16 protein-coding genes and 1 other RNA gene are annotated in these 14,912 nt (G+C 68.5%); 7 read left to right on the forward strand and 10 right to left on the reverse strand.

Annotated features, from left to right (window positions below; all coding sequences use genetic code 11):
* Positions 1–70 precede the first annotated feature (70 nt).
* A complete protein-coding gene (gene ilvD / locus C7402_RS20305) occupies positions 71–1,744 on the reverse strand; it encodes a dihydroxy-acid dehydratase (RefSeq protein WP_116611825.1) in 1,674 nt (557 codons plus the stop codon).
* A 162-nt stretch (positions 1,745–1,906) separates the two neighbouring features.
* Here ilvD and C7402_RS20310 point away from each other — a divergent pair, with 162 nt between their 5' ends.
* The gene (locus C7402_RS20310; protein WP_116611826.1) at positions 1,907–2,851 is read left to right on the forward strand and encodes a LysR family transcriptional regulator; all 945 of its coding nucleotides are present in this window, start codon (positions 1,907–1,909) and stop codon (positions 2,849–2,851) included.
* 283 nt (positions 2,852–3,134) lie between these two features.
* Positions 3,135–4,058, forward strand: a complete 924-nt coding sequence (gene lgt / locus C7402_RS20315) for a prolipoprotein diacylglyceryl transferase (protein ID WP_112172606.1) — start codon at positions 3,135–3,137, stop codon at positions 4,056–4,058.
* Between the two features lie 92 nt (positions 4,059–4,150).
* On the opposite strand, the gene C7402_RS20320 is transcribed toward lgt, so the two are convergent.
* The 5 genes from C7402_RS20320 to C7402_RS20340 form a co-directional block, all read right to left on the reverse strand.
* Positions 4,151–4,882 carry an SIMPL domain-containing protein gene (locus tag C7402_RS20320; protein ID WP_116611827.1) on the reverse strand — a complete coding sequence of 244 codons (732 nt, stop codon included), beginning with the start codon at positions 4,880–4,882 and terminating at the stop codon, positions 4,151–4,153.
* 172 nt (positions 4,883–5,054) lie between these two features.
* Positions 5,055–5,513 carry an EVE domain-containing protein gene (locus C7402_RS20325; protein ID WP_112172608.1) on the reverse strand — a complete coding sequence of 153 codons (459 nt, stop codon included), beginning with the start codon at positions 5,511–5,513 and terminating at the stop codon, positions 5,055–5,057.
* Positions 5,514–5,635: 122 nt separating this feature from the next.
* Positions 5,636–5,817, reverse strand: a non-coding RNA gene (gene ssrS, locus C7402_RS20330) — 6S RNA.
* A gap of 94 nt (positions 5,818–5,911) precedes the next feature.
* Entirely contained in the window at positions 5,912–6,226 is a 315-nt protein-coding gene (locus tag C7402_RS20335) for a cell division protein ZapA (RefSeq protein ID WP_112172609.1), read from the reverse strand.
* Positions 6,223–6,576, reverse strand: coding sequence for an ATPase (locus C7402_RS20340; RefSeq protein ID WP_112172610.1), 354 nt, complete (start codon positions 6,574–6,576; stop codon positions 6,223–6,225). Before C7402_RS20340 ends, C7402_RS20335 begins: the two co-directional genes overlap by 4 nt.
* Positions 6,577–6,978: 402 nt before the next feature.
* Here C7402_RS20340 and C7402_RS20345 point away from each other — a divergent pair, with 402 nt between their 5' ends.
* The 5 genes from C7402_RS20345 to cobC are packed head-to-tail and all read left to right on the forward strand — an operon-like array spanning position 6,979 to position 11,334.
* The gene (locus tag C7402_RS20345) at positions 6,979–8,046 is read left to right on the forward strand and encodes a FecCD family ABC transporter permease (protein ID WP_116611828.1); all 1,068 of its coding nucleotides are present in this window, start codon (positions 6,979–6,981) and stop codon (positions 8,044–8,046) included.
* The gene (locus C7402_RS20350; protein ID WP_116611829.1) at positions 8,043–8,876 is read left to right on the forward strand and encodes an ABC transporter ATP-binding protein; all 834 of its coding nucleotides are present in this window, start codon (positions 8,043–8,045) and stop codon (positions 8,874–8,876) included. The genes C7402_RS20345 and C7402_RS20350 overlap by 4 nt, the downstream gene beginning before the upstream one ends.
* A 40-nt stretch (positions 8,877–8,916) precedes the next feature.
* A complete protein-coding gene (cobT, locus tag C7402_RS20355) occupies positions 8,917–9,993 on the forward strand; it encodes a nicotinate-nucleotide--dimethylbenzimidazole phosphoribosyltransferase (RefSeq protein WP_116611830.1) in 1,077 nt (358 codons plus the stop codon).
* A 10-nt stretch (positions 9,994–10,003) separates the two neighbouring features.
* A complete protein-coding gene (locus tag C7402_RS20360; protein WP_116611831.1) occupies positions 10,004–10,762 on the forward strand; it encodes an adenosylcobinamide-GDP ribazoletransferase in 759 nt (252 codons plus the stop codon).
* A complete protein-coding gene (gene cobC / locus C7402_RS20365; protein WP_116611832.1) occupies positions 10,747–11,334 on the forward strand; it encodes an alpha-ribazole phosphatase in 588 nt (195 codons plus the stop codon). Before C7402_RS20360 ends, cobC begins: the two co-directional genes overlap by 16 nt.
* Positions 11,335–11,370: 36 nt before the next feature.
* On the opposite strand, the gene C7402_RS20370 is transcribed toward cobC, so the two are convergent.
* From C7402_RS20370 to cobU, 4 genes are read right to left on the reverse strand one after another with little or no spacing between them, the layout of a single operon-like run.
* Positions 11,371–12,291: a cobalamin-binding protein gene (locus C7402_RS20370; RefSeq protein WP_224038872.1), complete on the reverse strand. Its 921-nt coding sequence runs from the start codon at positions 12,289–12,291 to the stop codon at positions 11,371–11,373.
* On the reverse strand, positions 12,291–13,316 hold the full coding sequence (cobD, locus tag C7402_RS20375) for a threonine-phosphate decarboxylase CobD (protein WP_116611834.1): 1,026 nt from the start codon (positions 13,314–13,316) through the stop codon (positions 12,291–12,293). The genes C7402_RS20370 and cobD overlap by 1 nt, the downstream gene beginning before the upstream one ends.
* A complete protein-coding gene (cbiB, locus tag C7402_RS20380; protein ID WP_116611922.1) occupies positions 13,309–14,244 on the reverse strand; it encodes an adenosylcobinamide-phosphate synthase CbiB in 936 nt (311 codons plus the stop codon). Before cbiB ends, cobD begins: the two co-directional genes overlap by 8 nt.
* Entirely contained in the window at positions 14,244–14,792 is a 549-nt protein-coding gene (gene cobU / locus C7402_RS20385) for a bifunctional adenosylcobinamide kinase/adenosylcobinamide-phosphate guanylyltransferase (RefSeq protein ID WP_116611835.1), read from the reverse strand. Before cobU ends, cbiB begins: the two co-directional genes overlap by 1 nt.
* Positions 14,793–14,912: the final 120 nt, after the last annotated feature.

Below are 14,912 nucleotides of genomic sequence, written 5' to 3' on the forward strand. Positions count from 1 at the left end.
TGCGCCCCTTGCGTTACGACAGATCACGATTGCCGCGAATGACGCGGCCCCCGACCATGATGACTCGCTACTAGCCCGTCACCGCGCCCAGATTCGCAGGGCGCGCGAGCGCCGCATACTTCGCGAGCACGCCGCGCGTGTAGCGCGGCGCGGGCTGCTTCCAGGCCGCGCGGCGGCGCGCGAGTTCGGCGTCGTCCACGTTCAGTTGCAGCAGCAGTGTGTGCGCGTCGATGGTGATCGAATCGCCTTCCTGCACGAGGGCGATGGTGCCACCTTCGAACGCCTCCGGCGCCACGTGCCCCACCACCATGCCCCAGGTGCCGCCCGAGAAACGACCGTCGGTGATGAGGCCCACCGATTCCCCGAGCCCCTTGCCGATGATCGCGGAGGTGGGCGCGAGCATTTCCGGCATGCCGGGGCCGCCCTTCGGGCCGAGATAGCGCAGCACGACCACGTCGCCGGCCTTGATCTTGTCGGCGAGGATCGCTTCCATCGCGCTCTGCTCGTCTTCGAACACGCGCGCGGGGCCGGTAATGACCGGGTTCTTCAGGCCCGTGATCTTCGCGACCGCGCCTTCGGTCGCAAGGTTGCCCTTGAGGATGGCGAGGTGGCCTTCCTTGTACAGCGCCTGGCTAATGGGGAAGATCACTTTCTGGTCGGCGCGCGGCGTGGACGGCACGTCCTTCAACTCTTCGGCAATGGTCTTGCCCGTGATCGTGATGCAGTCGCCGTGCAGCAGACCGGCGTCGAGCAGGATCTTGAGCACCTGCGGAATACCGCCCGCCGCATGCAGGTCGGTCGCGACATATTGCCCCGAGGGCTTCAGGTCACAGATCACCGGCACTTTCTTGCGCATGCGCTCGAAGTCGTCGATGGTCCAGTCGATTTCCGCGGCGTGCGCGATGGCGAGGTAATGCAGCACGGCGTTGGTCGAGCCGCCCGTCGCCATGATGAGCGCCACGGCGTTTTCGATCGACTGCTTCGTGATGATGTCGCGCGGCTTGAGATCCTTCTTCACGGCCTCGACGAGCACGCGTGCCGACTCCGCCGCGGAACCGACTTTCTCTTCGTCGGGGTTGGCCATCGTCGACGAATACATGAGCGACATGCCGAGCGCCTCGAACGACGAGCTCATGGTGTTCGCGGTGTACATGCCGCCGCACGAGCCCGTGGACGGGCAGGCGTTTTTCTCGACGCCTTCGAAATCCTCTTCGGTCATGCGCCCGGCCGTGAATTCGCCCACCGCCTCGAAGGCCGAGACGATGGTGAGCGCCTTGCCTTTCCAGTTCCCCGGACGGATGGTGCCGCCGTACACGTAGATGCCGGGCACGTTGATGCGCGCGAGCGCGATCATGCCGCCGGGCATGTTCTTGTCGCAGCCGCCGATCACGACCACGCCGTCCATCCACTGGCCCTGCACGCAGGTCTCGATGCAGTCGGCGATGACTTCGCGCGAGACGAGCGAATACTTCATGCCTTCGGTGCCCATCGACATGCCGTCCGAGATCGTGGGCGTGCCGAAGGTCTGCGGGTTCGCATCGGCGCCCTTGATGGCCGCGACGGCCGCGTCGGTGAGCCGTTGCAGCCCCGCGTTGCAGGGCGTGATGGTCGAATGCCCGTTGGCCACGCCGATCATGGGCTTGTCGAAGTCGGTCTTCTCGTAGCCGAGCGCGTAATACATCGAGCGGTTCGGCGAGCGGGCGACACCCTGCGTGATGTGCTTCGAACGACGGTTATAGGGCATGGGGATCTCCGGTGGGCGTTGTCTCGGATGCCGGGCCTGGGTTTTCTTGTGGGGCAGGGCGCCAGCGTGTGCATAGAAGGATGCGGTTTCCCGAGAGCGATGTCTAATATATTATTCGTGGCCTATTGAGTCGGAAAACATATCAATACGGAAGCCCGCCCGATGAGTGCCACCATCCCCGATCTGCGCCAGCTGCGCTATTTCGTGGCCGTTGCCGAGGAGCAGCATTTCGGCCGCGCGGCGGCGCGACTTTCGATGACGCAGCCGCCGCTGTCACAAGCTATCCGCGCGCTGGAAGAGACGCTGGGCGTGGCGTTGTTCGCGCGCACGCGGCGCTCGGTGGAATTGACGGCGGTGGGGGCCGATCTGCTGCCCGAGGTGCGGCGGCTGCTCGCCTCGGCCGAAGCGCTGCGGCCGCTCGCGCAGAGCCTCGCGCGCGGCGAGGCGGGCGTGCTGGCGCTGGCCTTCGTTTCGACCGCCGATTACGGCCTGCTGCCGCTGTTGCTGCGCGACTTCGGCGCGCGCTATCCGCGCGTGCGTCTGCAACTCGCCGAGGCCACGAGCGACGTCCAGGTCGAGGAACTGGTGGCGGGGCGCATCGACGCGGGCCTCGTGATCGCGCCCTTGCCGCCGCGCCATGCGGCGCAGCTTTCCTATGTGCCGATCGCGCGCGAGCCGCTCGTGGTCGCCATGCCGTCGGCGCTGTCGGCGCGTCTGGGCGTGGCGGCCACCGACGACTGGCACGACGAGCCCGTGAGCCTGCGCGATCTCGCCGATGCGCCGCTCGTTGTTTTCCCGCGCCATCTCGCGCCCGGCTTCTACGACACGATCATGGACTGCTACGGCGCGGCGGGCCTCGCGCCGGTCGTCGGCCAGGAGGCGATCCAGATGCAGACCATCGTGAGCCTCGTCTCGGCCGGCATGGGCGTGGCGCTCGTGCCGCAGTCGCTGCGGCATCTGCGGCGCACTGGCGTCGTGTACCGGCCGCTCGCCGCGGCCGCGCCGGTGATCGAAACGGGGCTCGTGTGGCGCTCGGCCGAGGTGAGCCCTGTGCTTGCGGCTTTTATCGAGATCGTGCGCGCGCACGCGGCGACGGGCCGGCGCTGACTGCGCCAGGCCGCATCAGGTCGCATTCGCTCACGGTAGTCGCATTGGGCCGCGCGCCACGCGGCGCTTTCATCCGTCACCGTTACACTCGCTGCGCGCCGCAAACGGTGCGTTTTGGTTCGGGCGCCCTCGCGTCGGCGATAATGTCACGCCATGACGTTCCGGCGGCGAACCTCCCCGCTTTGCAAACGTCCAACGCGCTTTGCCCGCTCGTGCTTTGCCAACTGCGGCGCTGCTTACAACCCGATTTCAACCGATCTCGCCGACAAGACCTCACTCCACGATGCTCATCCACCCGAACTTCGACCCCATCGCCATTCATCTGGGGCCGCTCGCCGTGCGCTGGTACGGCCTCATGTATCTCGTCGGCTTCATCCTCGCGATCGTGATCGGCCGTCTGCGTCTGCGCCTGCCATTTGTGGCCGCGCAGGGCTGGACCGCGAAAGACATCGACGACATGCTGTTCTATGGCGTGCTCGGCACGATCCTCGGCGGGCGCTTAGGTTACGTGCTGTTCTACAAGGCGAGCTGGTATTTCGCACATCCGCTCGACATCTTCAAGGTGTGGGAAGGGGGCATGTCGTTTCACGGCGGCTTTCTCGGCGTGACCTTTGCGATGGTCCTGTTCGCGTGGCAGCGTGGACGCACGTGGCTGCAAGTGACGGACTTCGTCGCGCCGATGGTGCCCACGGGTCTCGCCGCGGGGCGTCTGGGCAACTTCATCAACGGTGAACTCTGGGGCCGCGTGACCTCGCCCGACTCGCCGTGGGCCATGCTGTTCCCCGGCGCCGCGAACGACGACGCCGCATGGCTCGCCGCGCATCCGCAACTGGCCGCGCAGTGGCACCTGAACGAAGTGTTCGCGCAGTACCATCTGCTGCCGCGCCATCCTTCGGAGCTCTATGAAATCGCGCTCGAAGGCATTGCGCTCTTCATCGTGCTGATTCTTTTCTCGCGCAAGCCGCGCCCCGTTGGCGCGATCTCGGCGATGTTCCTGATCGGCTACGGTCTCGCGCGTTTCACCGTGGAATTCGCGCGCGAGCCCGACGACTTCCTCGGCTTGCTCGCACTCGGCCTTTCGATGGGTCAATGGCTCTCGCTGCCGATGATCATCGCGGGCATTGGCTTGATGGCGTGGTCGTATCGCCGCGCGAAGCGCAGCAAGAACGGCAACGACGGCGCGCCGGTGGCGAGCGCGAAGCGCTGATGCCCACGCGAGCGCGTTTTGCGTTTTAGCCCATGAAAAAGGCCACGGTTTGCACCGTGGCCTTTTTTTCCGCGAGCGCGATGGGCTGCGCGTTACTTCATCTGCACCGAGCCGGAGACGTTGACCGTCACGGTGGAGGTGCCGCCTTCGAGGGGCACGGGCGCGGACATCTTCGCGTCAGCCGAAGCGGCGCGCGCGCTCATCATCATCACGGGGCGCGGCATCACGCCGGAATGCCCCACGTTCACGTCGCGAATCGTGTAGCTGCTGTATCCGAACGCGCGCGTGGCCGACAAGGCCTGGTCGCGAAACGAGGCGATCGCCTGGCCCGAGAGTTTTTGCTCCGCTGTGCGTTGCGCTTCGGGCGAAAGCGAGAACTGCACGTTGCCCACCTGCATGACCGAAGCGAGATCGCCGGCAAGCTTCGACGCCGCCGCGAAATCATGCGATTCGAGCACGACTTCCGTGCGGCCGCGCCAGGCCGAGATGCGCCCGTCGCGATCGGTGGAGGGGAAGATCGAGAACTGGCCCGAGCGCGCGGTCACGCCCGCGACGCCCTTGGCCCGTTGCAACGCGGAGTCGGCGCGCTGGTTGAGCGTGGCGGTGAGCGAAGAGGGGTCGCTTGCTTCCTGCTCGTAGAACAGCGTAATGGTGACGACATCTTGCGGCACTTCGGCGCTGGCCTGCGCGGAAAGCGAAAGCACGCCCGCGGGCTGATAGCGCGCGTCGCTCTGTGCGAATGCGGCGCGCGGCGCGAGCGTCATGGCGAGGGGCACGGCGGCCGCGAATGCGGCGGCGAGCGTGACGGCGGTTTTTCTGTTCATTGAGGCTCCTTGCAGAACTTGTGTCGCGGGCGCAGCACAGCCAACACAGGCCACGCCGTACGACTGTGCGCGATTGTGCTTGAACTCGCGCGCGCATGTCGTCTGCGTGCCGGGTCTCGCGATGCGTACGGCCCATGCCACGGCAAAGTCGCGTGGCAGCCTCACATCGCGATCACATCAACTGTTTCGTGATGAAGTTCCACTCAGCCGTGGTGACCGGCGTGATCGAAAGACGATTGCCCTTCGCGAGCACGCGCATGTCCGCGAGTGCTTCGTGCTCACGCAAGGCGGCAAGCGCAATCAGCGGACACTTCTTCTTGAACACGACATCGACGAGCATCCAGCGCGGATTCTCGTGTGTCGATTTCGCGTCGTAGTAAGGACTCTTCGCATCGAATTGCGTGGGGTCGGGGTACGCCGTGGACGACACCTGCGCAATGCCCGCGATGCCGGGCTCGGGACAGCTCGAGTGATAGAACAGCACGCCGTCGCCGGGCTGCATCGTGTCGCGCATGAAATTGCGCGCCTGATAGTTGCGCACACCCGTCCACGGCAACGTGCGTTGTGGTGCGTTCGCGAGATCGTCGATGCTTGCTTCGTCGGGTTCGGACTTCATCAGCCAGTAGCGCATGAGTCGAAGGTCACGTCGAAAGGGGAGGGGGCGGGCGCGCGTGCAAGCGCACGCGTAAGCACATGAAGAAATGTGCCGCACAATGGAAAACGGCATCGGACACAGGTCCGATGCCGTTTGAATAGGTCCCCGCCATAGCCGCTAGGCCGGCATCCTGAACCGAGGGTTCAGAATTGGTCGCAGTTAGCAGCACTTTGGGTACATCAGACAGTGTGACGCGCACGCCCGTGCTACAAATTTCCGCAACCGTGCACATGGCATTGGTTCAAGGAATATATGACCTTGGCGAACCAGGCAGGGAAGCTGACTAAACTCGTTGGTAGCGCGTGGTGTTTAGAAACAATCCAACGCTACCCATGAACAACATCATACCGCAGTGCTACGACTTGCTACAGCGCTTATTGCACCCCGTGCTGCTGGATGACGGCGCCGAGTTGTTCATTCATTTGACGCATTGTACGACGGATTTCTTCGGCTGGGAATGCTTCGCCGTGTCGCACGCTCGTTTGCAGGCGCAGCAGTTCCGAGGCGATCGAAAGCGCCGCCATGACCGCGATGCGATCGGTGCCGCGCACGTTGCTGTGATTGCGGATCTTCGACATTTCGGCGTCGACGCGCGCCACCGCTTCGAGCAGGGCTTGTTCCGTTTCTGCCGAACAGGCGAGGCGATAGGTTTGCCCGAGTATCGTCGCTTCGATCTGCTTGGTGCTCATGCATTTTCTCCGTGGCGGGCCGCGTTGCTGTCGTCGTCGTTGCTCGGTGACGGTTCGAGCAGATCGAGCTGGTTCTCGCGTTCGTTGCTCGCGCGTGCGCGCGGCAGCTTTTCGAGAATCGCGTTCAGGCGTACCTGCGCGTCGTCGATCTTGGCCGAGAGCGCATCGCGCTCCGCTTGCAACGCATTGCGCTCTTCGCGGACCTGTTCGAGCTCGGCGCGCGTGGCGTCGCATTGCGCACGCAGCTGTGCGAGTTGCTCTTCGAGTGCGAGGCGTGCTTCATGATGGCGCTGATTAATCTGGATCAGCCGCCCGATGTTCTGTGAGAGTGTTTCGAGTTCGTTGAGCATGTGCTGCGTCCTCTAAAGACAGGCATTCTAGCGCGGATTAACGCGCATTCCGATAATTGTGTCGTTTCCAGACGTAACAACCCGGCTTCTTACCTGAATGAGGCCTGAATCCCGCACTACGTGCTGCACAAAGGCGCAGCAGGAACGCAAATTGCCCATGCCGCGCCCGCGCGACGTCGCCGCGATCGCGGCCCGTGCGTTATAACATCACGAGTTCGCGGCTTCATGCGTGGCTAAAGCTTGCCTGACAAAAGAGATTGATTCGCTGCATTGATCCGTATGTTTGTCTGCGGGTGAATGTCACTTTGTCAGCATCGCTTTGCATGCGTTGCCCGGCCGTTTTGAATGCCCCTTTGTTTTCTCGTGTGAAGTTTTTTAAACCTGTCGCCGCCGAATTTTCCGATGCGCTCCGTAAGCCGCGATAAAGCCCCTGACGTCCCCGCGTTGCCGACGCTGCCGCGCCGCTCGATGAGCGCGCGCCGCGCATGGGCAATCTGGGGCGCGCTCGCCGCGGCGGCGCTCGTGGTGTTCGCGGCGTCGCTCGCGAGCGGCAGCGTGAGCGTTACGCTCGCACAGGCGCTGGCGGCGCTCTCGCCCGCGCACGGCACGCCCGACATGGCCACCGAAATCGTGCGCACGCTGCGCCTGCCGCGCGCGCTGGCCGGTTTCGCGTGCGGCGCGTTGCTCGCGCTGGCGGGCGCGTTGTTGCAGGTGTTGCTGCGCAATCCGCTGGCGGAGCCCTACGTGCTCGGCGTGTCGGGCGGCGCGGCCGCGTTCGCGCTCGTGGCGATGATCGCGGGCGTGGCATGGTGGGGCGTGCAGGCGAGCGCCTGCGCGGGCGCGTTCGTTTCGATCCTGCTCGTGCTCGGCCTGGCGCGCCGGGAGCTCTGGCGCGGCGAGCCGCAGGACAGTTCGCCAAAACTGCTGTTGACGGGCGCGGTGACGGCGGCCGGTTGGGGCGCGCTGATCACGTTGCTGCTCACGCTCGCCCCCGATACGCACCTGCGCGGCATGCTGTTCTGGCTCACGGGCGACCTGAACGGCGCGGGCATGCCGTGGCCCGCGCTTGCGGCGCTCGCGATCGTGCTGGCGGGCGTGGTGCCGGCCGCGCCGATGCTCAACGTGCTGCTGCGCGGCGACGCCGCCGCGCAGGCGCTCGGCGTGCCCGTGCTGCGCCTGCGCGTTGGCATCTATCTTGCCGCGTCGCTCGGGGCGGCGGCGGCCGTGACTACGGGCGGCACCATTGGTTTCGTCGGGCTCGTCGTGCCCCACATGTTGCGCCTCGCGTTCGGTAACGATCAGCGCATGCTCGTGCCCGCCGCCGCGCTCGCGGGCGGCCTGGCCGTGATGGGCGCGGACCTCGTCGCGCGCACCGTGGCCGCGCCCGCGCAATTGCCGGTGGGCGTCGTGACGGCGCTCGCGGGCGTGCCCGTGTTCCTGTGGATGCTGCTCGCGAGGCGCACACGATGAGCGACGCACGCGCATCGCTGCTCGCCGCCCACGCGCTCACCTTGCGCGCGGGCGCACGCACCCTCGTTCAGGCGCTCACGCAGCGCTTCGATGCCGGCGAGATCTGGTGCGTGGCGGGCGCGAACGGCGCGGGCAAGACGACGCTCATCGGCGCGCTCGCGGGCCTGCGCGAACCGGCGGCGGGGCGCGTGGAAGTGGAAGGCATCGCGCTTGCGCAGTGGCCCGCCGTGCGCCTCGCGCAGCGCCGCGCGCTCATGCCCCAGGATCAGCGCGACGCATTCAGCGCGAGCGTGCTCGACACCGTGCTGCTCAATCGCTATCCGCATCTGGCCGGCTGGGGCTGGGAGGGCGACGCCGATCGACAAGCCGCGCATGCCGCGCTCGCCACGCTCGGTCTCGAAGCGCTCGCCGCGCGCGACGTGCTCTCGCTTTCGGGGGGCGAACGCCAGCGCGTCGCGCTGGCCGCCGCGCTGTGCCAGGGCGCGCCGCTCCTGCTGCTCGACGAGCCGCTCGCGCATCTGGACCTCCATCATCAGATCGCCTGCCTCGAAGCGCTCTCGCACTGGGTGCGCAGCGAAGCGCGGGCGATCGTGTTTTCCTGCCACGATCTCAATCTTGCGCGGCGCTTCGCGACGCATGCGCTCCTGCTCGACGGCCACGGCGGCTTTCACGCGGGCCGTGTGCGCGAAGTGCTCACGCCGGAGCGCGCGAGCGCCGCATTCGGCCATCCGCTCGTGCTCATCCGCGAAGGCGCGCACGAGGCGCTCGTGCCCGCGCTCGCTTCGGCATCGTCGTTACCGCATTCGCCTGGATCGAATGCCGCGCGCTAACGCGTGGCTTGGGTCCGCACCATTACGAAACGAACTCATCATGACGTCATCGCTTACCGAACTGCTCGCTGTCGAACCGCTCGATCTCTCGCTGCGCGACGAACTGCAACGCCTCATCGACACCAAGACCAAACCGCCCGGCAGCCTCGGCCGCATGGAAACACTCGCACGCCAGCTCGGCATGATCCAGCGCAGCGTGCGCCCGAGCGTCGAGCGGCCCGTGATGATCGTCTTCGCGGGCGATCATGGCATCGCCGCCGAAGGCGTGAGCCCGTACCCGCAGGCCGTGACCGCGCAGATGGTGGCGAACTTCCTGGCGGGTGGCGCCGCCATCAACGCGTTCAGCGGCGTGGCGGGCCTCACGCTCGAGATCGTCAACGCGGGCGTGGCGACGCCGCTGCCTTGCGCGCCCGAACCGGCGCCCTCGCTCATCGATGCACCCATCGCGCGCGGCACGCGCAACTTCGCACACGAGCGCGCCATGACGCGCGACGAAGCGCTCGCCGCGCTTGCGGCGGGCGCGGCGCGCGTGCGCCATCACGCGGCGCTCGGCACGAACGTGATCGGCTTCGGCGAAATGGGCATTGCAAACACGTCGTCGGCCGCGTGCCTGATGAGCCGGCTGTGCAGCGTGCCGATCGACGAATGCGTGGGGCGCGGCACGGGCCTCGACAACGCGGGCCTCGCGCGAAAGCGCAATGTGCTCGCGGCGGCGCTCGCGCATCACGCCGACGCGCGCGAGCCGCTCGACGTGCTCGCGGCCTTCGGCGGCTTCGAGATCGCGATGATGGCGGGTGCGTTCATCGAAGCGGCGCGCTCGCGCATGGCGATTCTCGTGGACGGCTTCATCGCGACTTCGGCGCTGCTCGTGGCCGACTCGCTCGCGCCGAACGTGCGCGACTACTGCGTGTTTGCGCACGCATCGAACGAAGCGGGACACCGGCGCATGCTCGATCATTTCGGCGCGCGCGAGCTGCTCGCGCTCGACCTGCGGCTGGGCGAAGGCACGGGCGCGGCGCTCGCGGTGCCGCTGTTGCGCGCGGCCGTGGCGTTTCTCAACGAGATGGCGAGCTTCGAGTCGGCGGGCGTGGACAATCGCAGTGACCGCAACGCCTGAGCGCCACGCGATGAATCCGCTGGCGGAACTGCGCTACTTCTTCACGGCGCTCGGTTATTTCACGCGTGTGCCGGTGCCGCGCTGGGTGGGTTTCGAGCCCGCGTGGCTCAATGCGGCGGCGCGCTACTTTCCGCTGGTCGGCGCATTGATCGGCGTGCTCGCGGCGCTCGTCTATCTCGCCGCGCTGCGCGTGTTTCCGGCGAGCGTTGCCGTGCTGCTCTCGATGGCCGTCACGCTGCTCGCGACGGGCGCGTTTCACGAGGACGGTCTCGCGGATTGCTTCGACGCCTTCGGCGGCGCGTACACGCGCGAGGACGTGCTGCGCATCATGCACGACTCGCGCATCGGCGCGTTCGGTGCGATCGGTCTCGTGGTGGCGCTTGCGCTCAAGTGGCAGACGCTCGCGGCGCTGCCGCCCGCGCGCGCCGCGATGCTCATGATCGCGGGTCACGCCGCGAGCCGCGCGTGCGCGATCAGCTATCTCGTCTCGCTCGACTACGTGCGCCCCGAAGGCAAGGCCAAGCCTGTCGCGCAGCGCATGAGCCTGCTCGCGTGGTTGTGCGCGTGCGTGTTCGGCTTGCCCTGGCTTTTCTGGCCCGACTGGCGCGCGGGCGTGCTCATGCTCGTCGTGCTCGCGGCGCTGCGCTTCGCGCTGGGGCGTTACTTCGTGCGGCGCATCGGCGGTTATACGGGCGATTGTCTCGGCTTCGCGCAGCAGGTGTTCGAGATCGCCATCTATCTCGTGGGGCTTGCATGGATCTCGTTCTGATTCGCCATCCCGCCGTGGCCGTGGAGGCGGGCGTGTGCTACGGCGCGAGCGACGTGCCGCTCGCGGGCGAGGCGAACGAGCAGGCCGCGTTGCTCGCCACGCGCCTCATGGCGCTCGGCGTGCGCGCGCCGCAACGCATCGCGACGAGTCCGCTCACGCGTTGCGCGAGCGTGGCGGCGGCGCTCTCGGCCGCGCACGGCCACACGCCGGCGGCGGACGCGCGCCTCGCGGAGATGGATTTCGGCGCGTGGGAGCGGCAGCGCTGGGACGAGATCGACCGTGCGCAGATCGATGCCTGGGCCGCTGACTTCGAGCACGCGCGCATGCACGGCGGCGAGAGCGTCGCGCAGTTCGACGCGCGCGTGAGCGCGTGGTTCGCCACGCTCGACGCGCACGAAAAGACGACCGTGTGGGCCGTCACGCACGCGGGCGTGATCCGCACCGTCACGGCGCGTGCGCTCGGCATGCCGCTCGCGCGCTGCGTGCGCTGGCCGCTGGAAATGGCGGCCGTGGTGTGGCTGCGCTACGACGCGTCGAGCGCGCAGTGGTTGCTGTCGCGCTGGAACGCCTGATCGGTTTCAGTCTGTCGAATCGATTCGGATGCCTAATCAATGTGCGGCGGCATCGCGTGTGCGGGCGAGATCGAGGTCTTCGCAGAGCTGCGCCGCGCCCTGGGCGATGCGTGGCGCGGGGCGGGTGAGCAGGTCGCCGTCGATGGCGAAGAGATTGCCGCGCTTGACGGCCGTGAGCGTGGGCCACGACTGCCAGAGCGCGAGGCCGGGCAGCGGCCGGTCCGGCGACGTCGCGCCCTGCGCCGCGGTGACGATCGCATCGGGGTTCGCGGCCAATACGGCTTCGGTCGAAACCGCCGGCACGAGCGGTTCGAGCGCCGCGAACACATTGCGCCCGCCGCACAGCGCGATCACGTCGCTGATCATGTGCTGGCCGTTGAGGGTCATCAGCGGCCGATCCCAGACTTCGTAGAACACACTCACGGGCGCGCGCCGGGCGTAGCGCGCGCGCAGTTGCGCGATGTCGCGCCGGTAGGCGCCGGCGGCGGCCTGCGCCGTGGGCTGCGTGCCGAGCAGCACGCCAAGCCGCGTGAGCGAGGTCGCGACATCGTCGAGCCGATGCGGCTCGCTGAAAAAGAGCGGAATATGCAGCGCGCGCAGGCGGTCGAGTTGCTGCTGCGCATTGCCGTGACGCCAGACCACGATCAGGTCGGGCTTGAGCGCGGCGATGCGTTCGAGGTCGAGCGCGCGGTTGTCGCCCACGCGCGGCACCTTTTGCGCTTCGGGCGGGTAATCGCTGTAGGCGACCGCGCCGACGACCTTCGCGCCGCCGCCCGCCGCATAGAGCAACTCGGTCACGTGCGGCGCGAGGCTGACGACGCGCTGGGCGGGAGCGGGGAGGGTAACGGTGTTGCCCGCGTCGTCCACGGCGCTGACCGCTGCGTTGGCGGTGCGCGATTCGAGCGAGCCAAGCAGGCCGGCGCACGCGAGCGCCAGTGCGAGGACGGCGCCGCGCATCAATCGATCGCCCGCATCGCTTGTGCGAGTGCGTCTTCGAAGCGCCGCCATTCGTCGTCGCAGGCGGGCAGGCCGAAGCGCAGGCTGGCGGGCGCGTCGAAGCGGCGCGTCCACACCGCGTGCCGCGCGAGCGCGTCCTGCAACGCCGCCGCGCGCGGGTCCGCGATCCACGCGAAGAGCGGCGTGGCGTGCGGCGCGAAGCCGTGCGCGCGCAGCAGCGCGACGAGGCGAGCGCTTTCGGCAGCGAGACGCTCGCGCATTGCGCGCTGCCATGCGCCGTCTTCGAATGCGTGAGTGACCGCGTGCCGCGCGGGCCCGCTCACGGTCCACGCGCCCAGGCGCGCGCGCAGCGCGTGCAGCAGCGCGGGCCGCGCCAGCGCAAATCCGCAGCGTGCGCCCGCGAGCCCGAAGAACTTGCCCGGCGAGCGCAGCACGACGAGGCCCTCGCGATCGGTTGCGTGCGCAAGCGTTTCGGCGTGCTGCGGGCCGAACGCATCGGCGAAGGCTTCGTCGACGATCAGCGTGCCGCCGCGCGCCGCGAGCTGCGCGTGCCAGTGCAGCAGGCGGCCCGCATCGAAATGAGCGGCCGTCGGGTTGTTCGGATTCACGACCACGGCGTGCGTGAGCGCATCGGGCAGCGTGTCGCGCGTGATGTCGAGCGGGGCGATCTCGTGCCCGGCCTGGGCGAACGCCGGTGCGTACTCGCCATAGGTGAGCGGCGCGATGGCAACGCGCGCGCGAGGCAGCAGCGCGGGCAGCGCCCGAATCGCGGCCTGGCTGCCCGCAACCGGCAGCACGTGACGGGCGTCGGGCGCGCCGTAGTAGCGCGCGGCGCAGGCGGCGAAGCCGTCGCCTTCGTCGGGCAGGCGCCGCCACGCCGAAGACGGCACGGGCGGCACGGGGTAGCCGTGCGGATTGATGCCGGTCGACAGATCGATCCACGCTTCCCAGGCGATGCCGTAGCGCTCGGCCGCTTCGTGCAGATTGCCGCCGTGCGCGACAAGGACGGGTTGTGGTTCAGACATGGGTGGCCACGCTCACGAAAGCCAGCGCCAGCAGCGCCGCGAGCCACAGGACGGTGGTGCGCTCGACGAGGCGCAGCGCCGCATGCACATCCTGCGCGCGCGGCGGCGAGCCTGCGCCGAGCGCCGGGCGCTGCTCGAGCGTGCCGTGATAGACGGCCGCGCCGCCCAGCAGCACGTTCAGGCTGCCCGCGCCCGCTGCCATCACCGGGCCCGCGTTCGGGCTGTCCCAGCGATGCGCCTGTTCGCGCCAGCAGCGCAGCGCCGTGCGCGTGTCGCCGAGAAGCGCATAGCTCGTGGCCGTGAGGCGCGCGGGAATCCAGTTGAGCACGTCGTCGATGCGCGCCGCCGCCCAGCCAAAGCGCAGGAAGCGCGGCGTGCGGTAGCCCCACATCGCGTCGAGCGTGTTGGCGAGGCGAAATGCCAGCGCGCCGGGGCCGCCCGCGATCGCGAACCAGAACAGCGCGCCGAAGATCGCGTCGTTGCCGTTCTCCAGCGCCGATTCGACGGCCGCGCGCGAGAGCGCGGTGGCGTCGGCCCCGGCCGTGTCGCGCGAGACGATGCGCCCGGTCAGCTCGCGCGCGGCGGCGAGGTCGCGCCGCGCGAGCGCCGCGCCGATCGGCGCGATGTGCTCCGTGAGGCTGCGCGCGCCGAGCGCGAACCACAGCAGCGCGACGTGCAGCGTCCACGCGAGCGGCAAGGGGAGCAGCGCGCACAGCAGCGCCGCGAGCGCGACGGGCGGCGCGACGGCGGCAAGCCACGCGAGCAGGCCGAGCGGGCGGCCGCGACGCCCGGTGTTCAGGCGCGCTTCGATGTGGTTCGCGAGCCGCCCGAAGGCGACGAGGGGATGGGCGCGGCGCGGCTCGCCGAACCAGCGGTCCACGGCGACGCCGGCCACGGCGAGCACGGCGGTGACGGGCAGCGTGAGCATCATGAGGCCGGCGCCTTGAGCACGAGGGGCAGTCCGGCGGCGACGAGCGTGGCGCGGTCCGCGAGCGCGGCGATGCGCTGGTTCAGGCGGCCGAGCTCGTCCACGTAAAGGCGTGTGGCCGCGCCGAGCGGCACGACGCCCATGCCGATTTCGTTGCTCACCACGAGCACCGTGCCTTGCGCGCGCTCGCAGGCGGCGGCGAAGGCGTCGAGGCGCGCGCGCCAGTCGGGCAGCGGCGCTTGCGCCTCGGGCGGGCACAAAAGGCTGGCGAGCCAGAGCGTGAGGCAGTCGATCAGCACGCAGCGGTCCGGCGCGGCCGTGGCGTCGAGCGCGCCCGCAAGGTCGAGCGGCGCTTCGACGAGCCCCCAGTGCGCGGGACGGCGTGCGCGATGGTGCGCGATGCGATCGGCGAATTCGGCGTCGCCGGTCACGCGCGCGGTCGCGATATAGGTGACCGCCAGGCCGCTATCGGCGGCGAGGCGTTCGGCGTGCGCGCTCTTGCCCGAGCGCGCGCCGCCGACGATGAAGGTGAGATCGCGCGAATTCATCGCGCAATTGTAACGGCTGTCCCCCTTTCGGCTAACGCTCGCCCGCGCCTGCTGCTGCGCTGCGGCGGGCGATGGGATAATGCGCGTTCGCCACAGCCGCCCACGCGCCACCCGCGCCAA

It is taken from the genome of Paraburkholderia unamae, from assembly GCF_003096875.1.
In the GTDB taxonomy this organism is placed as follows: domain Bacteria; phylum Pseudomonadota; class Gammaproteobacteria; order Burkholderiales; family Burkholderiaceae; genus Paraburkholderia; species Paraburkholderia unamae.